An 18,812-nucleotide genomic window follows, 5' to 3' on the forward strand; every position below is an offset into this window, starting at 1 on the left:
CGCTTGTACCGTTCTATTATTAAAAGTTTTTATAGGCTTTTAAACTCATATTACCTATTTAAATTAATAGATATTACTATCTCCTACTCCTATAACATCAACCTGATCATCCTGATAACCTTCCTCTAATTGATAATATGTAAAATCTTCATTATTATTACCGAAAAGGTTATAAACACCAGTTAATAGCGTATTACTATCTTTGAAAAATTGAATTATAGTAGAACAATCCTCTCTAATTGTATCTATTAAAGGTTTTTCGATAGTAGCAGCCATAAGTGCTGGTATCTTTATTGCATCAAATTTGCTTATAACGTGGTTGGGGCTTGAAATTTTTTTAAGGTAAAACCTATCCTCATTAAATGAGGGATTGCAGTAATATATTTATCTATAATGGTTTCCATCATGTTTTTAAATACATTTAATATAGGAGAGAAAAGATTTTCATTGTCCTCTGATGCTGGTTTTCGATGTTCTGAGTTACATATCTTTAGTTATCCTGTTGCATATTAAAAAACTTCAATGCTGCCTCAAAATTCCCGTCTTTTGTATAGACTTCCTGAATATTTAAAGCATGTAATATTGTAAATATTTTTTTAAGTTGGAACTACAAAATTATATGCATCTTTAAATAATAATTTAGAAGCGGTTGCATATCTTGTAACTGCGTTTAATCCATTTACAAAGGAATATCCTGAGCTTGTAAATTGAGCATGATTGTGTTACTCCTGTTTTAAAATAATAAAAATCATATATCACATAATTACCATATATTATGGTTACGTCGCAATATATGGTAATCAGAGAAAATCAATATCTAAAAATAAAAAAAGTAAAATATATAATTTTATTTAATCAAAAGGCAGTATAGCATAAATTTTTCAAGGTTCGCCGATACTTGAAGTACAAAAGCTAAGCATAATTTGACAAGAATTAGAGAGCTGTAAGCTAAAAAATGGTTTAAAGATTTAACAGAAGAGAAAACAAGATTATTACAACGACGTAAAGTTTATTGATAGTTCAATTAAAAAAAATGGAATAATCAAGGTATAAGATTGCTCTAAGCCTTGATTATAATAGTGATGGCAATTAATTTGTAAATAATTAAAACTTAAGTTTTGTACCTATAAGACCAACAGTACCTCGTGTTGTTTTACTAAGTGCTTCAGGGTAATATACAGGTTTACCTTTAGCTTGGAAATGAGAAATTTCAGCATATGGTAATAAACCAGGCATGATCTTATATTCAGTAGCGAGGCTTACAGCATCAACGGTGTTTTTATATCTTGAAGTTTTAAGATATTCAAGACTTGTTTTTATAGGTCCTTGTCCATAAGCAACTGCTCCATTGTAATAATAGGTATCACGACCGACTTTATAATATTCCTTAGCGGTTAAGCTTTTACCTAAATTACCGTAAGAAGCACCACAAGAGAAATTACCGTAAGTAAATACAGCTCCAAGATTATATGCTTTTAAATTAGAAAGCTTATAGGTATTAAGCACTTGAATTGTAGTCCCATCCATTTTAGCATGAATAAGACGACGAGCAGGTTTACCGTATTCTCCGGTGACAGATAATTTTAAGTCTGCATCTTCGCTAATTTCATGTTCATAAGTTAAGCCGGCAGAAAAAGCATCCCTAATATTCTGATTAATAGTCATGGTTTCGTTATTCTCGAATTTAATCGTCTTTATTCCAGTTTTAGAAACACTAACTCCGTTTCTGCATGAGCTTTTAAGCGTTAAATTATTTATATCTCTATTACCACCTGTATTAGCAGTATCGGGAGTATAAGAAACTCCGGCTTGGAAGCCTTTCATTTTAGGCGTGAAAAAATTCAATCTTCTAGCTCTCTCAGCTTTATCATTGATTTGATTAAAAGAATTAGAGTATGACGCAAGATAAAAGCTAGCATTAGTATCAAAATCCGGTTTTAAACCGTTATATCGCATATATTGACCGTCAAGTAGAGCATATCTAGACCATCCTCCGGTGCCTGCAGTTACTTGATTACCAGTAATACGCAACTTAGAGCTTGCGTCAGCAGGAGAGCCGAGTTCTACTTTACCGTAACTAGTTTCAATAAAGATATGTGATCCATTATAACTTGTAGAGGTTTTTGCTTTTGTAGTAGGCTGAAGCACTATTTTAGCACCTGCTATTACATCATTGATAGTTTTAGCAATAGTGGCTGCAAACGCTGCTTCTGTGTAAAACCCTAGCTTTTTCCTGTTATCAGTTACATTTTTATCAAATAAAATTAAATGATCCTGTTTAATATAACCGCTTTCAAATAAATAGAATCCTTCTAATTTTATTTCAGTATCAGAATTAGAAATAATAGGTGTTAGATTTTCTTCGGCAAGACCAGCCGATGCAAGGCAAATAATACTTGTAGCTAATAATAATTTTTTCACTTTAATAAAGCTCCTATCAACTTAAATAAAATTTACTAATACAAAATAAATTTAGTATAAATATAAATCAACTATACTATAATTATAATAATACTTTTCAGAATTGACAATAAAAAACTATTTTAATTTGTAATAATTTAATTTCAAGTATATAATGTTGTATTATTATCACTATCATTATTCAAGTAGTATTAGACTTATAGTTTTAAAGAAAAATTTTGTATTGTAAATAATTATGAGTTATAATTATTAGTTTATTAATTAAATCAAGTTTTGATTATGGCTATAATGTCAGATAAGTGGATAAAAGAAGCTGTTATAAATCAAAGTATGATAAGGCCCTTTGCGGAAAAGCAGGTAAGAGTGCATAATAACGAAAAGATTATTTCTTACGGCTTATCTTCTTACGGCTATGATGCTAGAGTATCTAATGAATTTAAAATATTCACCAATATAAATGCTACTACGGTTGATCCAAAAAATTTCAGTGAATATAATTTAGTTGATAGAGAAGTAGATGTGTGTATTATCCCACCTAATAGCTTTGCCCTTGGCAGAACTATAGAATATTTTAAAATACCGCGTGATATATTAGTTATTTGTGTCGGCAAGTCCACTTATGCAAGATGCGGTATAATAGTAAATGTGACTCCTTTAGAACCGGAGTGGGAAGGACATGTAACTTTAGAGTTTTCTAATACTACTCCATTACCTGCTAAAATATATGCAAATGAAGGAGCTTGTCAGTTTTTATTTTTAAAGAGTGATCAAATTTGTGATACTTCATATGCCGATCGCCAAGGAAAATATATGAAACAAGTAGGCATAACTTTACCGCTAACATAACTTTTTTATGTAGAAAATTATATTAAATTTTTAATAAGGATTTTTATGAGTACAATAAACACCAATACTAATGAGACAATGCCGCATATTTCCGTTAATGCACAATATATAAAAGATTTATCTCTTGAGAACCCTTCTGCCCCGTCTTCTCTTGCGGCTTTGGATCAACGCCCTCAAATTGATCTATCTTTAGATATAAATATTACTAATTTATCGGAAGAAAATTTCTATGAAGTAGAGTTAAATATCGAGGCAATTGCAAGAAATGAGAAATATAAATTATTTCAAATAGAATTAAAATATGCTGGAGTATTTAATTTAATTAATATTGATTCTGAACAACATCCGGTTTTATTATCCGTTCATTGTCCGGCAATGATATTTCCATTTGCTAGAAAAATTATAGCTAGCTGTACTCAAGATGCAGGATTCCAGCCTTTAATGATTGATCCTATAGATTTTGGTGCCTTATATCATAAGAAAATATCGGAGCATCAAAACTAAGAAAATTATTTAATAAATTTCATTTTAAATGCCATGGTTTTTAAATTACAGATAGAGCTTAATAGTAAAGATTTTATCAATTTGATTAAATATTCTTTACTTATGTTATTAATGAATGTATAAAGCACTAGATAAAAAATTATAGTTTAGTTAACAATAATTAACTGTAAATTATAGCACAATATAAAAATTGAATTTTATGGAGAAAAATAATGAGAGTTTTGTTAATTGAAGGTGAGCCGGAAATGGCTAACTTAATTGAGCTAACTTTAGCTTCAGAAGGGATAGTTTGCGATAAAGCTTCAGTTGGTGTAGAAGGTTTAAGACTTGGTAAAGTTGGTGGTTATGATCTAGTAATCTTAGACCTTATGTTACCGGATATTAGTGGTTTTGAGATATTACTAAGATTGCGTGCTGCAAAAATAAAAACCCCAATCTTAATTTTATCTAGCTTAACTGATACGTATCAAAAGATTACTGGTTTCTCTTCCGGAGCCGATGATTATCTAACCAAGCCGTTTGTAAGAGAGGAATTAATTGCTAGAATTAAAGCTATAGTTAGACGTTCTAAAGGTCATGCAGCATCAGTATTTAGGTTTGATAAGGTTAGCATAAACCTAGATACTAGAAGTGTAGAAGTTGACGGCAAAAAAGTACATTTGACGAACAAAGAATATGCTATTTTAGAGCTATTAATACTCCGAAGAGGAACTATCTTAACTAAAGAAATGTTCTTAAATCATTTATATAGTAGTGTTGATGAACCGGAAATGAAAATTATTGACGTATTTATTTGTAAACTTCGTAAAAAGTTAAGTGATGCTGCCGGCGGTAGAGATTATATCGACACAGTATGGGGGCGTGGTTATATGCTAAAAGAATATGATGAGTTACAACAAAAAGAAATTTTAGTACAAGGAGCATAATTAATGCCTTTATCTACTTCTTTACTTGGTAAAAAAAGTACTTATAAAGATAGTTATGATGTGACTTTATTATTTAAAATTCCACGTATAAATCATCGAAACGCACTTGGAATAAATAGTAATAATCTTCCGTTTTACGGTGTAGATGTTTGGAATACATATGAACTATCTTGTCTTAATATGAACAGTAAGCCATGGGTTGGAGTAGGCACTTTTTATATACCGACGGATTCTGAAAATATAGTAGAATCAAAATCATTTAAATTATATCTAAATTCTTTTAATAACTTTGTTGTTGAATCAGTAAAAGAACTAGAAAGAATTATCTTGCAGGATCTAAGTAATGTTACACACGCTAAAGTAACAGGACGTATATTTCCTATAAATACAAAAGTAGAATTTGGTGTTCCAAGCGGTAAAAATATCGATGATTTAGATATAGTATGCAATAATTACGGTGCACCCGATAATAGTTTAATTGAGTATGAAGATGTTTTGGTAGAAGAAGAGATTAATTCTAATTTACTCAAATCAAATTGCCTAATAACCGGTCAACCGGATTGGGGTACAATCGTTATAAAATATAAAGGAAAAAAGTTAAAACATGATTCTTTTCTGAAATATTTAATATCTTTTAGAAATTATAATGAGTTTGCAGAGCAGTGTGCTGAGCGTATTTTTACAGATATTAAAAACGCTATAAGTCCTGATTTTCTTTCTATTTATATAGTATATACTAGGCGTGGAGGAATTGATATTTGTCCCTATCGTTCTACCGATAAAAGTTATACTTTACCTAGCGATAAACGATTTATTAGGCAATAATCACTTTTCTAATCCATAAAAAAATCTGTTTGTGAGAAAGGTATTGTCAGTGTGGATTGAAAAACGTATCCGTTGTCATTCCGTGGCTTGACCACGGAATCTAGCTTAAAATACTCATATTATTAGTATTTTAGATTTTTTTATGGACCCCGTAGGTCAAGCCACGGGGTGATACAGTGGATTTGGTCCATCCAGCAATGTTCTGACTATACAGGAATGACATAAACGAGCCACGCAATAACGCTAATCAAGGAGGGAGAACAATCAAAAAATACTTTACGTAAGCAAGCTTTTCGCAGGATAGCAGTTAATATAATTTTATGATTCTTTTATAGGATTTTGTGGAGGCTTTAGGCTTTCTACTATTTTATTCAGGTCTGTTTGACTACAGATCCCCAGTAATACGGGATCACGAGGACGAATAGAATTCATATTCCAATGGCTACGGGTTCTAATAGCATCTATAGTAATTTTAGTAGTACCTATTAATTTAATTATTTGATGGTCTTGGATGTTTGGATAATTAGACAATAACCAATATATAGCATCCGGTTTATCTTGACGTCTTGCTATAGGAGTGTATTTAGCACGCTGTTTTTTCTGATTTTTCATCAATTCGTCAGCATGGCTATGTGAAATTTGTAAATTAGCATTAGGATCTTTACTGCAACGCTCAATTTCCTCTAAAGTTAACTGACCGTTTGCAATTGGATTTAGACCTTTTATAGATTGTGCTACTTCACCGTCCGCCATACCTTTTATTTCAAATTCATGAATACCGCAAAAATTGGCAATTTGTTTAAAAGTTAAAGAAGTATTTTCAATTAACCACATAGCCGTGGCTTTTGGCAGAAGCGGTAATATTTTTTGCGAATTCATGATAATTGTTTTTTGGCTTAATTTAAGAAATTATAACAAATAGAGTTATTTAAGTCAATCTGCATTTAGAAACTTAACTATCTCCTCAACTACTTTCTTAGCATCGCCGAATAACATAAAAGTATTATCGTGATAAAATAGCTCATTTTTTATACCTGCATATCCTGATGCCATAGAGCGTTTAATAAACAAAATCATACGTGCTTTTTCGACATCGAGTACCGGCATACCGTAAATTGGACTGTTCGGATCATTTTTAGCAGCAGGATTAGTTACGTCATTTGCCCCAATCACAAGCACTATGTCAGTGGTAGCGAAATCTCTATTAATTTCTTCAAGCTCAAGTACTTTCTCATAATCTATATTAGCTTCTGCAAGTAAAACATTCATATGCCCCGGCATTCTACCTGCTACCGGATGTACGGCAAAACGTACATTAATATCTGAACGTTCTAATATATCAACCATTTCTTTTATGATATGCTGAGACTGGGCTACTGCCATACCGTAACCGGGAACAATTATCACCGATGATGTATTAAGTAGTAAATGTGCCGCATCTTCAGGGCAGCTTGTTTTTGCTATTTTATCGTCGTCTATATCCTTGTTAATTCCAGTAGGTGCAGGCAAAAAGGCCCCAAAAATAACCTTAATTAATGAGCGATTCATCGCTTTGCACATTATATAGCTAAGTATAGCTCCGCTACTACCGACTAATGCTCCAGTAATAATAAGTAGGCTATTGCTAAGCGTAAAGCCTATACCTGCTGCCGCAAAACCTGAATAAGAATTTAGCATTGAGACTATAACAGGCATATCTGCACTGCCTACCGGTATTATTAGTAATACTCCGATTAACAGTGATAAAAAGACTATTAGATGAAATAAAAATATATTCTCTGAACGAATAAACGATATTATTAGAATAACCAATATTATTGCCGTTAATAAGCATATATATTGCTGACTGTAGAATTTTAACGGGCTACTTTTCATTAAGCCTTGTAGTTTTAGAAAAGCTATAATCGAACCGCTAAAAGTTAAAGCACCGATAGAGATGCCTACTGATATTTCTATTAATGCATTAATCGGTAAACTTCCTGCTATTCCTATAGAAAAATTTTCAGGAGCAAGTACTGTAGCATAAGCTACAAATACCGCAGCAAGACCGACAAAAGAGTGAAATCCCGCTACTAATTGAGGCATTGCCGTCATGGAGATTTTAAGTGCGATAATCCCGCCGATTACAGCACCTAATAATATGGTTGCTATAATGGGTAATTTATGAGTAAAATCCGGTAGGAAAAAAGTAACGACGACTGCTATCGCCATCCCCAAAATACCTATGGTACTGCCTAAACGTGCTTGTTTCTGTGAGGATAAGAATTTGAGTGATAGAATAAAGCAAACAGCCGCAACTAAGTATAATAACTGGATAATTTGTAGGGACATAGGTGAATGTATGTTTATATTATTAGCTATTTAGTGTCATCCCGCATGACCAATAAAATAAAAAAACTGGATCCCGCGATCAAGTCGCGGGATGACAAATACGCTTCAAGAACCATGCAACAAGGCTAAAAAGTAAATCCTATACCTATAGAAACCATTAAAGGATTAAGTTTAACTTTAGAGGTCACAGTTTTATTCCCTACTAAATTCGGTTTATACTCAAGTTTAGGATTTAAGAAAAATTGTCTTACGTCAATATTGATTAAAGTATCATCTTTAGCATAAAAATCTACACCTATTTGTCCTACGGCACCGTGTCCGTTTCTAATTTTAAGACCGGTAGCTTGCGTAAGCATATAAGAACCGTGATAACCTATACCTATATATGGTCTTATTCCACCGTAAGGAGCTATATGAAATTGTCCGGTAACTGTTGCAGGAATCATATAAATAGGTTTGTTTTTTCCTAGTTTGACATTATCAATGCCATAATTATGCGCAACGGCGGCAAGGGATGTATATTTAGTGCGTAAAACATTAAAGCCAAGTGATAATTCAGTAGCTAAATAATTATTAAAGAATATAGTAGTGGACGCATCACCTCCATAACCGTTTTTTGCAACTTCTCCTACTGAAACAGGTTGAGGAGAGGTAGGAGTAGGTAATCCTTTTTGCTTAGCACTTGAAACAACACCTCCTAGACGCATCTTGAAAACTAAACTGCCTTCGTTTTCGTAATACGGTGTACTATCATAGTCAGGAGCAGAGTCTACATCCTCATGCATGCTTTTAGCAAAACTATTAATACTTATGCTGGATACAAACAAAATTATCCCTAATTTTTTCACTATTCTTAACATATAATTATAACCTTTACTTGCTTAAAATTGATTACCGTATTATTATATAAAATTTTTATATATTTATACCATTGTCATAAAAGATAGAATTCTTTTATGCTAAAAGTCAAGACATTTAAGTAAAATTATAGAAATAATTGGAGCATATTAATGAATGATGCATTAAAAACATATTTAACCGGTATAGGTTGGTTTTTACTTAGTTTAGTAAGTAGTAGTGCCAATGATGTAATGTCTAAATATCTTGGGACTCGTTTACATAGCTTTGAAGTAGCTTTTTTCCGCTTCTTTTTCAGTAGCATAGTTTTACTACCTTTTGTTGTTTATTATGGTAAAAATACTTTAAAAACAAGTCGTCCTTTTGTACATATATTAAGAGGGTTATTATTATTTTTCGGTATGACTTCTTGGACTTACGGTCTTGCCATAGCTCCTGTTACTACTGCAACAGTCGTAAGTTTTTCTATTCCTTTATTTACTTTAATACTTGCCGTATTTTTTCTGAACGAAAATATTATTTGGCCAAGATGGGTAGTTACCGTAGTAGGATTTATAGGACTTGTTGTTACGCTAAAACCGCATGCCGAGGATTTTAACCCAGAAATTTTGTATTTTGTATTAGCGGCTATTTCATTTGCTATGCTTGATATTATTAATAAAAAATTCGTAATAAAAGAATCGATGATTAGCATGCTATTTTATTCGGCAATAGTAACTGCTATAGTGTCGTTACCTGTAGCATTGCAGTATTGGCTAATTCCTAGTAGTTTTGAATTAGCTTTATTGTTTGTACTCGGTAGTAGCGGAAGCTTAATATTATTCTTCCTACTTAAAGCTTTTTCCATGGTAGATGCAACCGCTACCGCTCCTTATAGATATTTAGAGCTGGTGATTTCGACAATAGCGGCATATTTCATATTTAACGAATTTCCTGATAAAAGCACACTTCATGGAGCAGTAATAATAATTCCTACCACCTTATTTATAATATATTCCGAAAAAAAAGCTATGAATAGAAAACATGAATCACAGTAAACTAGTATTTTCAAGCGGTATCGCTAACACTTTTGAATGGTATGATTATGTATTATTCGGTTATTTTGCACCCATAATAGGAACAAAATTTTTTCCAAATGATGATGCTAATACTTCTTTACTGCAAGCTTTTTTAGTATTTGCTATAGGTTATTTGGCAAGACCGTTGGGCGGCATATTTTTTGGTGTTATTGGTGATAGATTTGGACGCAAAGTAGCCTTAACTAGTGCGTTATTTTGCATGTCTGCCCCAACCGTATTGATAGGAATATTACCAACTTACCATACTATCGGTATAACTGCGACTATATTAATGATTTGTGTACGAATTCTACAAGGATTATCAATGGGAGGAGCTTTGACCGGCTCTATTTCCTTTATTATTGAGCATACTAGCCATAAACACCAAGGCTTCACCGGTAGTATTCCAATGTCTAGTATATGCTCCGGTTTATTGTTTGGTTCTGTTGTTTCTTATATCGTTAAGAATATCCTAACAGCTTCACAATTTGATAGTTTTGGCTGGAGAATACCTTTTTTACTTGGTTTTTTTATTCTTTTTGCAGCATTTTATATTAAAAAAAATACACACGAAACACCGAATTTTAAAAATATAAAAGAGCAGAAAAAGATTTTACGATCACCGTTAAAAAAAGTCATTACCAATTATTGGTTTGATATATTAATCTCGATTTTTATCAATGCTCCCGGTTCGATAATATTCTATCTAACTACAATTTACTTGGTATCGTTTTTAAAAATCAGCTGCAACTTTACTGAAAATGAGGTAAATAGCCTTGCTAGCGTGTGTTACATGATTATGATAGCCGTAACTTTATTAAGCGGTTATCTATCCGATATTATAGGTCGCAGGAAAATTTTTGTAATTAATCTGATAATAATTATTGTAACAACGCCGTTTTTATTTAATAATTTTGAGAATGGGGCCTTCACAAGTGTAATTATCTCACAATTGATACTTGCTATACTTGCTGCTAGCTATATCGGTCCTGAACCGGCATTACAAGCAGAATTGTATCCTACAAATATACGTAACACTGCTCTCTCTATTTCATATAACACTGCTACAAGTATTTTTGGTGGTACTACACCTTTTGTCTTTGAATATTTAGTACACAAAACAGGGCATGTAACCTCAGCAGTTTATTATGTCATATTAAGCTGTATTTTTGCATTGATTGCCTTATCTTTTTACAAAAATAGAAGTTTAGATAAAATATGAAAAAAATTACAAAATCTGCAAACCTAGTTGAATTTAATAACAAAATTGTAGTCTTTAAACCTAAGAGTTATTATTATGGCGATGCTTGTGAACATATAATAACTGAAAAGGGATTAGTTTTTGCCAGTATTTCTGAGGATAACATCAATCATTCCAGAACTTTAAAAGAAGTAACTAGTGACGAAGTAATTTCAAGGATAGATCTAGACTTATTCGGTACATGATGTCATAGAGTTACTACGAGTGTAACGGCTGACCTTCTACAACAAGAAGAAAACGGTTGTTTGGAAATGAGGCTTGTTACTGCAGAAGAGATACCCAATTACACAAGTTAGTACAAGATAATAAAATGATATTAGCATGCAAAACCAAAGAAAAAACACTAAAGATTTTAAGTGATTATTTACAGAAAGAATTTGGGATGCATGCTAATGAAACTACAGTAGCATCTTATGATGGGTTACATATAAGTGGAGCGAATAAAGAGCTCGAATAAGAGCTTTTTTGTAAATAGTAAACGAATTTCCAAAATTTTTCTTGATTTAATGACAAATATGTGGCAAAAATGGAAATAATCTTGCTACTATAGCTCAGGGGTAGAGCACTTCATTGGTAATGAAGAGGTCGGGGGTTCGATTCTCCCTAGTAGCACCACCACACATCCTAAGCTTTGTGAGTTTTTAACCTTTCTTAAAAAACTCATATGCTAATTTTAGTCTAGTGTCTGTCAGATACTATTATAGTATTATGTTATATTTTATAAAGCTAAGTTGCAAATGATATAAAACTAATGTATGATTTACATTTAAAATACGGTAACGATTATTTTATTATATGATAGACGTTCTTCTTTTTGTACATATTACTATTGCAATATTGCTAATTATAGTTATTCTGATGCAGCGTAGCGGATCGGATGGAATTAGTAGTATAAGTGGCGGTAATAATATGGGAGTAGTCAGTGCTAAAACAGTCGGTAATTTTCTTACTAAAAGCACTATAATACTTACAACATTATTTTTAATAAATGCAATAGTACTTGCTAACCTTTCCTCAAAAAAGAAATCTGATTTAGTTTCTAAGATTAATGAAATTGAAGAAAATCACGCAGAAAATAGTTTACCTATAGCTAAATAGTTACAGCTTTATCTTAGTAATATCTCTCATACTTCTCATTATCTACCTTTGTTGGTATTGTTGCGTGGATCAGTAAAATCCACTGTGTCACCCCGTGGTCAAGCCACGGGGTGACAGATACAAGTACTGGATTCCTGCTTTTGCAGGAATGACATAACAGGAGTCATGTAACAACACCTATGGATCAATGGCATGACATCAGAGAATTTAGTATAGTTTTCAGAACTCCCAATATATATTATTAGAGTACAGCAATATTTTTGCACCTAAAATAATTTTAGAAATGTCTATAGAATTTAATATAAAAGAAAAAATTTATATCATTTTATGTACGTTTTTTACAGTCCTTATTATAGTAGGAAACTTAATATATCAAAAATTTGTTTACCTTAATATTTTTAATTTTTATATTCTTGAATTATCTATAGGAGCAATTTTTTATCCGTTAACTTTTTTATTAACGGATTTAATAGCTGAGTTTTACGGTAAAGAAAGAGCCAATTTTTGTGTAAAGCTTGCTATTATTTTAAATATAATAGTAGTTTTAATAATTAAGTCTCATGGATAAATTGGAAGCTACTAATATCTTTTTTAGCATCAACTTTTGCCTGTTATATAGCTCAACTTGTTGATATTAATCTCTATTTGTGGATACGTAAAATTACTAAAGGTAAATAATTTATGGATAAGAAATAATTTTAGTACGGCAATTTCTTTATTTATCGATACTTTTATTGTAATTGGGATTAATATTTTTCCTTTTGACCAATTAGGTCATCTGGTACTTAATAGCTATTCATTTAAACTATTTTTTACTATATTTAATACCCCAGTATTCTATGCAGGAGTTTGGTTAATAAGCTTATTCATTAAGAAAGGATAAGCTCTTAGGAAAAGCTTATCCTTATTTAAATTTTCTATTGGTGATTTACAAATTGACTTTTAGTTTAATAAGTCCTTGATGGCTTTGATACTTTTTATGCGTATAATAATTATACTCAAGTAGAACATTTATATTTTTTCTACTCATAAGTATATTACTACCGATATTATATCCAAGCTTAGGTTGTTTTGGTATAATAATTGTTTCTTGTAATGTTTGTCCTTTAAAAGTCGCTTTTGCATTAACTTTTGTATTTTTATTATTGAAGTGATGCTCAATATTACCATACAAACTTAGTGTTAATACTATATTGTTTGTGGTCACTATAGGCTTAAACACTATTTTACCGCCAAGGCTACTTTCAAATAATTGATTTGATTTCTTTTGAATCATGAGATTTTCTATATCTACATTATACTCTTTATAGTTGCTAGCTCTTGAATAATCATATTGAAAACCGATATTAGGAATAAAATGTAAATCGTATTTTGTATGATATTTATAATTTAATGAAGTTTGAAAACTTAAATTATTGTTTTGATATTTTCCAATTATATTATTAATACTTTTAGATCTATTCTTAATATAATTATGACCGTAAGATGTTATAGCCTGCAATGAGAAACCTTGAATTAATTCTTTTAGACCGTAAATGCTTAAAAGATGACCGTTAACTGCTGTTTCCCCTAGTTTTTTATTATATTTAATTTGGGATTCCAAACGGCTATAAGCTATTCCTATAACATCATGACTATTGATGAATTCAGCATCAGTCCCGATAGTTATGCCGGTTGTACGACTTTGATATTTTGGAATATTCTTCCAAGTTCCTTGTTTGTTGATGTTGTATAAGCCGCTAATCCATACCCCTCTGTTTATACTAGCGTCTTCATCACCGGCCCCTATTACAGCAACCTTTAATCTATCACTTAAAATATTATAGTGAACAGGTTTGTGAAGAGTTGAAGTCGCCTTAACTAATATTGCTACTTTCCTACTAGTGTCATCAGATACCTGTTGTCTCTGTGTTACCTCATTCTGTTCTGTAATTGCTTCAGTTTTGAATGACACATCGATAGCTTCATCTTCGCTTTCTAAAACTATATCTTTTTTTAATTCTTCGTCAGTGGTGCTATTGCTTTCTTCTAATTCTTCTTCATCAGTTTCATACCCTTGATCGTCTTCATCACTAGATCTTAATGTTAGAAGTGATTTTGTGTTATCTGATGATTTATCATTTGTGCTATCGTTAGAACTCAATAATCTCGGTGATAAAGCGGTTTTTGAATCAGATTGCTCTGACTTTTTATCGCTATCTTCAGGTTGTGTATCATCCTTTGATTTATCATTTGTGCTATCGTTAGAACTCAATAATCTCGGTGATAAAGCGGTTTTTGAATCAGATTGCTCTGACTTTTTATCGCTATCTTCAGGTTGTGTATTATCCTTTGATTTATCATTTTTGGTATCGTTAGAACTCAATAATCTCGGTGATAAAGCAGTTTTTGAATCAGATTGCTCTGACTTTTTATCGCTATCTTCAGGTTGTGTATCATCCTTTGTTGAGGATCCGTCATTTGTAGCTTCGTTTTTTTGTTGGAATAATTGTAATTTTTTCAGGTCTAAACGTCCTATTTTCTTTTCATTGTTACTATTTTCTGATTGAATATCACTACCATATTTTTGTTCTAGTTCATTAGACTCTGTTAGTATTTGTTTAACATATAGAAACAATTCTTGATCTTTTGTTAACTTTGAAAGTTTAGATTTATAAATGTCATGTACTTCTTGCCCTATTTCAGTTCTAGGACCTATAAAATCAGAGTGAGCAGTATTAAATGCCTCTTTTACCGCTTCTTCTGGATATTTTGTCAATTGCTGTGTATAAATATCATGTACTTCTTGCTCTATTTCAGTTCTATGACCTATAAAATCAGAGTGAGCAGTATTAAATGCCTTCGTTAATTTTTTGCTAAGTATAATATTATCTTCAACATATTTAATAAATTCTTGATCTTTTGTTAATTCCAAAAGTTTAGATTTATAAATATCATGTATTTTTTGTCCTATTTCAGTTCTAGGACCTATAAAGTCAGAGTGCCTAGTCTCGATTGCTTCGTGGATTTTTGCAAAATACTCATTATTTTGATGAATGTGAGGTAAATTTTTTGAATGCTCCAATGCCACTGATTCTACTATAGCTTGTTCCAATAAATCGGCATCAGAGTGTTTTGCTTTATATCCTGCTGATTTTTGTCCTGATAAAGTAAATTCTTTATATCTTACAGCTATATCGGAGCTAAAGTTATAAATTTTTGGAGTTGTTTTAAAAGTAGATGTATTTAATTTAGTAATCCCTAAACTTGTTAGATAAGCTAATTCCAAATCTTGTGAATCAGGCAGTGGCGGTGGTGGTGGTGGCATGTCCCCGGTATGGATGTGTTTTTTAGCTTTTTCTTGCGAGCACTCTTTAAGAGCTTTTAATATTGTATGCATATTTAATTTATTAGCAAGAATTCTTATTTGTTCATTGCTCATGTTTTTAAATGAAGGCAAAGCTAATCTTAATTGATCTAAATTATTATTACTTGTGAGTTTGATAGTAGTAGCTTTTAAAAACTCTTTTAATAATTCGGGGTCTTTTTCCTTTACTATAGCAATAAACTCATTGTTAGGTAATTTTGTTGTAATTAATTCTTCAAATTTTATTGTGCTTAAAATAGCTGTTCTTAAATCATCAAGTTTAGCCTGTGCTTGATCAGAATTAATTATTTTTCTTAAGTTTGTATCTTCTGTTATTAAAAAAGTAGCTTGTTGTACTATAGTTAATGTATTAGGGTTGTTAATTAACTCTTCGATTCTATTGCCAAATATATCTTGATCGAAGTTTTTTGCATTAGTATAGGCAAATTTTAATTGTTCAAACGGATTTTGTTTGCTCTGTAACTCTCTAATCAATTCTGATTTATTGAATTCCAGTTTAATAGGTCTCTTTAATTTTTCAGATATTTTACATGACGATAATAAAATACGTTTTATTGCATCATCAGTGTCTTCATTGAAAAGATTTTGAATTATCTCTTCGCTTGTTATTGTTTTCCTACCATTTACGGTTATATCTTTTATATACGGGTCTTGAGCAAGGGTGTTAAAAGCTTCCTTAGCTTTTTCTGTGATTTCAGGGGTTGAAACGCTAAATAAATTTATAAGAGTTTTCTCGTCAGCTCCTTGGTTGGCGTATGATTCTGTTAATATTTGACGTATAACATTTGTAAGATCAGCTTGTCTTTTTATAAGCTGATCTTGTAAATTATCAGCTTTTTGACCTCCTGTCTCAGTTCTATATTCTGCATATAGTTTGGCATAAGCTGTCTCTGGCGTGCTTCTGTCTGTGCTGGTTGCACTAGAAGCTGCAGGCTGAGGTAGCACTTTTGGTTGAACAGTAGTATTGCGAGTAAACTGAATATATAATGAATGTATGCGAGGATATTCTGCTTGTAACTTATTTAAATCAAAATTGTTAGAGTTGCTACTAAAGCCTTGAGAATTTAAGGGAGGTGGTGGGGGCATGCTTCCATTTAGCGGTAGAGGAGGCGGATTTGGAATGCCCCCATTTAGCGGTAGAGGTGGTGGATTCGGAATGCCCCCATTTAGCGGTAGAGGAGGCGGATTTGGAATGCCCCCATTTAGCGGTAGAGGTGGTGGATTCGGAATGCCGCTTTGTGTTTGTTCTAAATTATTTGCATTATTACCTACTGCTAACCCTAAAATTTTATTGGTTTCATTGCTGAGTATGTTATTATCAGATAATATTACTTTGATTACTGAATTTAATGTGTGTTTATTTACTTCTTTGGCTAGTTTAATCATATCGTCTTTAGTTAAACTATCTATTATTAGCCCTTTATTTTTTAGTTCTATATTTATTTCTTTTACTATTTCTGGTGTTAAAATATAGGCGCTTTGTACAATATATGGTTGCATTATGTTTTTTAACTCTAATTGCAGAGCTAAAAAGTTTTCTACTGAACTCTTATCTTTACTTGCTGCTAGTTTGATAAGATCTAATCGTGCCTTTTCTTCAAATTGACTATTAGATATATTTCGTGTTGCATAGTCTTGAATTCTTTCAGCAAATTTAGTTTTTTCTTCAGAAGAACTATTTTCTAATAATTCTTTTAAAATAGGTCTATTGTTAACATCAATATTGGTCTTGAAATCTAATTGTTCCTGATCATTGCTAAATAATACCCTTTGAATAGTATCATCATTAAAATTACTTAAGATAGTCGTTACTGCTTCTTGTTTATAACTACTATTTACTTTAAGATTTAATGCTGCTATAGGATCTGTTTTAATAAGATTTTTGAATTCTTCAATATTTTCTTCTTGTTGTATTATTCTATTTATATTCTGTTGAGACTCCGTTAAATTACCCTTACTTTCTTTAGTATTAAAGTAAGTTTTAAAAGTACTTATAGGATCAAAAAAATATGGTTGTTTCTTTTTTCTACCCGTGAAAATCCCTGAAGATGTTCCTGTATTATTTCCTTGATTTGACATATACCAATGGTCGTTTTTGCTCCCGCTCTTTTTTTGAGAGTGTCCGGCAGACGGTGTAGTAGTATCATTGTTGTTTAGAAACGGTTTCGCTTCTATTCCGGCTCTTATTTGGTCTATATAAGAAGCTGCTTTTACTGGTCCTATCTTAAATTCATTCATTAATTCGTCAGCGTTAGGGATAATATTATTATCTATATAGTATGATTTTTTACCAAGCATCATCTGAGTTGCTATTGATGCAATATAGTTTTTTGCCTCACCTTTATCAGCACCAAATTTCTGCTCTAGCTCTTTTTCTGTAGGAATAATATTATCAGCTATATATTGTGGCTTTTCTTTGTCCATCACTTTAAGTCTGATTGACTTAATATAGCCGTCTCTATTATCATCACGAGATATACCAAACCTATTTTTAAACTCTTTTTCTGTAGGAATACGGCTATCGGCTATATATTGTCCCTTTGCGTTTTCCATAATTTCAGTTCTTATTGAAGCAATAAAAGATTCTGCATCATCTTTATTCATGTTAAGAGCAGTCCTTATTTCTTTCATTTCAGGGATAATATTATTATCAACATAATGTTTGTATTTAATATCTCTGTTTATTGAGCTGATATATAGCTCGATTACCGCTTGTTTGTCTTTTTCTGCACGACGTACCTTTTGATCGTGTTCTACATTATTGTCTATTTTGCTAGGGTCATAACTTATTCCAAGATTTGTTGCTGCTTCTATAGCTGTAGGAACTACACCTTGATTAATATATTCTTGTTTTTTTGTATCAAAATCCTGTTGTTTTATTCTTTCGATGTATAATAAAATTTTAGCTTTTGCTTGTCTTGCTTTATGTCTAGTATTATCTAAAAAACTTGATAAATCTGTTTCCTTATACTTTATTCCGAGATCATCTTGTGCTTGAGTAAAACTAGGAACTAAATGTGCTTCTTGCCATTTTTTGATTTTTTCATTTGGAGTCAAATCTTTCCAAATATTTTTTTGCTGTGTTGAATTGTGCTTTTCCCATGCCGAAGTTTTACTAACTAAATCTTTAAAGCTTGCCGCTCTAGCACTTGTACTTAAAAAGCTACTAGTCAATAAACATGTTGACATGAAAAAAGTTAAAACATATTTTTTTGAGTGGGAATTTTGCAAATTCATTCAAACCTCGATAGTTATTATTTTTAATAAACGAGGCGAATTATATAATATATGTTAATTTATGTAAGCTATTAATTACT

At 31.5% G+C, this 18,812-nt stretch carries 14 protein-coding genes, 1 tRNA gene and 2 pseudogenes; 11 read left to right on the forward strand and 6 right to left on the reverse strand.

Features of this window, described 5'->3' with window-relative positions; translation table 11 throughout:
• Window positions 1-63: 63 nt before the first annotated feature.
• Entirely contained in the window at window positions 64-276 is a 213-nt protein-coding gene (locus ACPKKV_RS01905) for a hypothetical protein (RefSeq protein ID WP_392505927.1), read from the reverse strand.
• An 828-nt stretch (window positions 277-1,104) separates the two neighbouring features.
• Window positions 1,105-2,421 (reverse strand): porin, encoded by a 1,317-nt coding sequence (locus tag ACPKKV_RS01910; RefSeq protein WP_392505928.1) that lies wholly within the window; start codon window positions 2,419-2,421, stop codon window positions 1,105-1,107.
• A 279-nt stretch (window positions 2,422-2,700) separates the two neighbouring features.
• Between ACPKKV_RS01910 and dcd the strand changes: the two genes are divergently transcribed.
• From dcd to queF, 4 genes are all read left to right on the forward strand, one after another.
• The gene (dcd, locus tag ACPKKV_RS01915; protein ID WP_392505929.1) at window positions 2,701-3,267 is read left to right on the forward strand and encodes a dCTP deaminase; all 567 of its coding nucleotides are present in this window, start codon (window positions 2,701-2,703) and stop codon (window positions 3,265-3,267) included.
• Between the two features lie 45 nt (window positions 3,268-3,312).
• Window positions 3,313-3,771 carry a protein-export chaperone SecB gene (secB, locus tag ACPKKV_RS01920; protein ID WP_392505930.1) on the forward strand — a complete coding sequence of 153 codons (459 nt, stop codon included), beginning with the start codon at window positions 3,313-3,315 and terminating at the stop codon, window positions 3,769-3,771.
• A 212-nt stretch (window positions 3,772-3,983) separates the two neighbouring features.
• On the forward strand, window positions 3,984-4,697 hold the full coding sequence (ctrA, locus tag ACPKKV_RS01925; RefSeq protein ID WP_392505931.1) for a response regulator transcription factor CtrA: 714 nt from the start codon (window positions 3,984-3,986) through the stop codon (window positions 4,695-4,697).
• Between the two features lie 3 nt (window positions 4,698-4,700).
• Complete coding sequence (gene queF, locus ACPKKV_RS01930; protein WP_392505932.1) at window positions 4,701-5,522, forward strand: NADPH-dependent 7-cyano-7-deazaguanine reductase QueF; 822 nt, start codon at window positions 4,701-4,703, stop codon at window positions 5,520-5,522.
• A gap of 318 nt (window positions 5,523-5,840) precedes the next feature.
• On the opposite strand, the gene ACPKKV_RS01935 is transcribed toward queF, so the two are convergent.
• From ACPKKV_RS01935 to ACPKKV_RS01945, 3 genes are all read right to left on the reverse strand, one after another.
• On the reverse strand, window positions 5,841-6,401 hold the full coding sequence (locus ACPKKV_RS01935; RefSeq protein WP_392505933.1) for a cell cycle transcriptional regulator TrcR: 561 nt from the start codon (window positions 6,399-6,401) through the stop codon (window positions 5,841-5,843).
• A 54-nt stretch (window positions 6,402-6,455) separates the two neighbouring features.
• Window positions 6,456-7,853, reverse strand: coding sequence for an NAD(P)(+) transhydrogenase (Re/Si-specific) subunit beta (locus tag ACPKKV_RS01940; protein WP_392505935.1), 1,398 nt, complete (start codon window positions 7,851-7,853; stop codon window positions 6,456-6,458).
• A 125-nt stretch (window positions 7,854-7,978) separates the two neighbouring features.
• A complete protein-coding gene (locus tag ACPKKV_RS01945; RefSeq protein WP_392505937.1) occupies window positions 7,979-8,713 on the reverse strand; it encodes an OmpW family outer membrane protein in 735 nt (244 codons plus the stop codon).
• Window positions 8,714-8,863: 150 nt separating this feature from the next.
• Here ACPKKV_RS01945 and ACPKKV_RS01950 point away from each other — a divergent pair, with 150 nt between their 5' ends.
• The 7 genes and pseudogenes from ACPKKV_RS01950 to ACPKKV_RS01980 all read left to right on the forward strand — a co-directional run bounded on the left by ACPKKV_RS01950 (window position 8,864) and on the right by ACPKKV_RS01980 (window position 13,011).
• The gene (locus ACPKKV_RS01950) at window positions 8,864-9,748 is read left to right on the forward strand and encodes a DMT family transporter (protein WP_392505938.1); all 885 of its coding nucleotides are present in this window, start codon (window positions 8,864-8,866) and stop codon (window positions 9,746-9,748) included.
• Window positions 9,735-10,991 (forward strand): MFS transporter, encoded by a 1,257-nt coding sequence (locus tag ACPKKV_RS01955; RefSeq protein WP_392505939.1) that lies wholly within the window; start codon window positions 9,735-9,737, stop codon window positions 10,989-10,991. Before ACPKKV_RS01950 ends, ACPKKV_RS01955 begins: the two co-directional genes overlap by 14 nt.
• On the forward strand, window positions 10,988-11,215 hold the full coding sequence (locus ACPKKV_RS01960) for a hypothetical protein (protein ID WP_392505940.1): 228 nt from the start codon (window positions 10,988-10,990) through the stop codon (window positions 11,213-11,215). The genes ACPKKV_RS01955 and ACPKKV_RS01960 overlap by 4 nt, the downstream gene beginning before the upstream one ends.
• A 60-nt stretch (window positions 11,216-11,275) precedes the next feature.
• Window positions 11,276-11,487, forward strand: a pseudogene (locus tag ACPKKV_RS01965) (hypothetical protein).
• A gap of 83 nt (window positions 11,488-11,570) precedes the next feature.
• A tRNA-Thr gene (locus ACPKKV_RS01970) sits at window positions 11,571-11,645 on the forward strand.
• 180 nt (window positions 11,646-11,825) lie between these two features.
• On the forward strand, window positions 11,826-12,128 hold the full coding sequence (gene secG, locus ACPKKV_RS01975; RefSeq protein WP_392505941.1) for a preprotein translocase subunit SecG: 303 nt from the start codon (window positions 11,826-11,828) through the stop codon (window positions 12,126-12,128).
• A gap of 283 nt (window positions 12,129-12,411) precedes the next feature.
• A pseudogene (locus ACPKKV_RS01980) lies at window positions 12,412-13,011 on the forward strand (queuosine precursor transporter).
• A 45-nt stretch (window positions 13,012-13,056) separates the two neighbouring features.
• On the opposite strand, the gene ACPKKV_RS01985 reads toward ACPKKV_RS01980, so the two are convergent.
• Window positions 13,057-18,732 carry an autotransporter outer membrane beta-barrel domain-containing protein gene (locus ACPKKV_RS01985; protein WP_392505942.1) on the reverse strand — a complete coding sequence of 1,892 codons (5,676 nt, stop codon included), beginning with the start codon at window positions 18,730-18,732 and terminating at the stop codon, window positions 13,057-13,059.
• Between the last annotated feature and the right edge of the window lie 80 nt (window positions 18,733-18,812).

The sequence above is a fragment of the Rickettsia finnyi genome (assembly GCF_049668125.1).
Lineage (GTDB): Bacteria > Pseudomonadota > Alphaproteobacteria > Rickettsiales > Rickettsiaceae > Rickettsia > Rickettsia kotlanii.

Excerpts from the sequence above, each read along its gene's own strand:
- queF (WP_392505932.1), top strand. The coding sequence starts at position 4,701 with ATGCCTTTATCTACTTCTTTACTTGGTAAAAAAAGTACTTATAAAGAT.
- secG (WP_392505941.1), top strand. The coding sequence starts at position 11,826 with ATGATAGACGTTCTTCTTTTTGTACATATTACTATTGCAATATTGCTA.
- ACPKKV_RS01945 (WP_392505937.1), bottom strand. The coding sequence starts at position 8,713 with ATGTTAAGAATAGTGAAAAAATTAGGGATAATTTTGTTTGTATCCAGC.
- ACPKKV_RS01935 (WP_392505933.1), bottom strand. The coding sequence starts at position 6,401 with ATGAATTCGCAAAAAATATTACCGCTTCTGCCAAAAGCCACGGCTATG.
- ACPKKV_RS01985 (WP_392505942.1), bottom strand. The coding sequence starts at position 18,732 with ATGAATTTGCAAAATTCCCACTCAAAAAAATATGTTTTAACTTTTTTC.
- dcd (WP_392505929.1), top strand. The coding sequence starts at position 2,701 with ATGGCTATAATGTCAGATAAGTGGATAAAAGAAGCTGTTATAAATCAA.
- ACPKKV_RS01960 (WP_392505940.1), top strand. The coding sequence starts at position 10,988 with ATGAAAAAAATTACAAAATCTGCAAACCTAGTTGAATTTAATAACAAA.
- ACPKKV_RS01940 (WP_392505935.1), bottom strand. The coding sequence starts at position 7,853 with ATGTCCCTACAAATTATCCAGTTATTATACTTAGTTGCGGCTGTTTGC.
- ACPKKV_RS01950 (WP_392505938.1), top strand. The coding sequence starts at position 8,864 with ATGAATGATGCATTAAAAACATATTTAACCGGTATAGGTTGGTTTTTA.
- secB (WP_392505930.1), top strand. The coding sequence starts at position 3,313 with ATGAGTACAATAAACACCAATACTAATGAGACAATGCCGCATATTTCC.
- ACPKKV_RS01905 (WP_392505927.1), bottom strand. The coding sequence starts at position 276 with ATGGCTGCTACTATCGAAAAACCTTTAATAGATACAATTAGAGAGGAT.
- ACPKKV_RS01955 (WP_392505939.1), top strand. The coding sequence starts at position 9,735 with ATGAATCACAGTAAACTAGTATTTTCAAGCGGTATCGCTAACACTTTT.
- ctrA (WP_392505931.1), top strand. The coding sequence starts at position 3,984 with ATGAGAGTTTTGTTAATTGAAGGTGAGCCGGAAATGGCTAACTTAATT.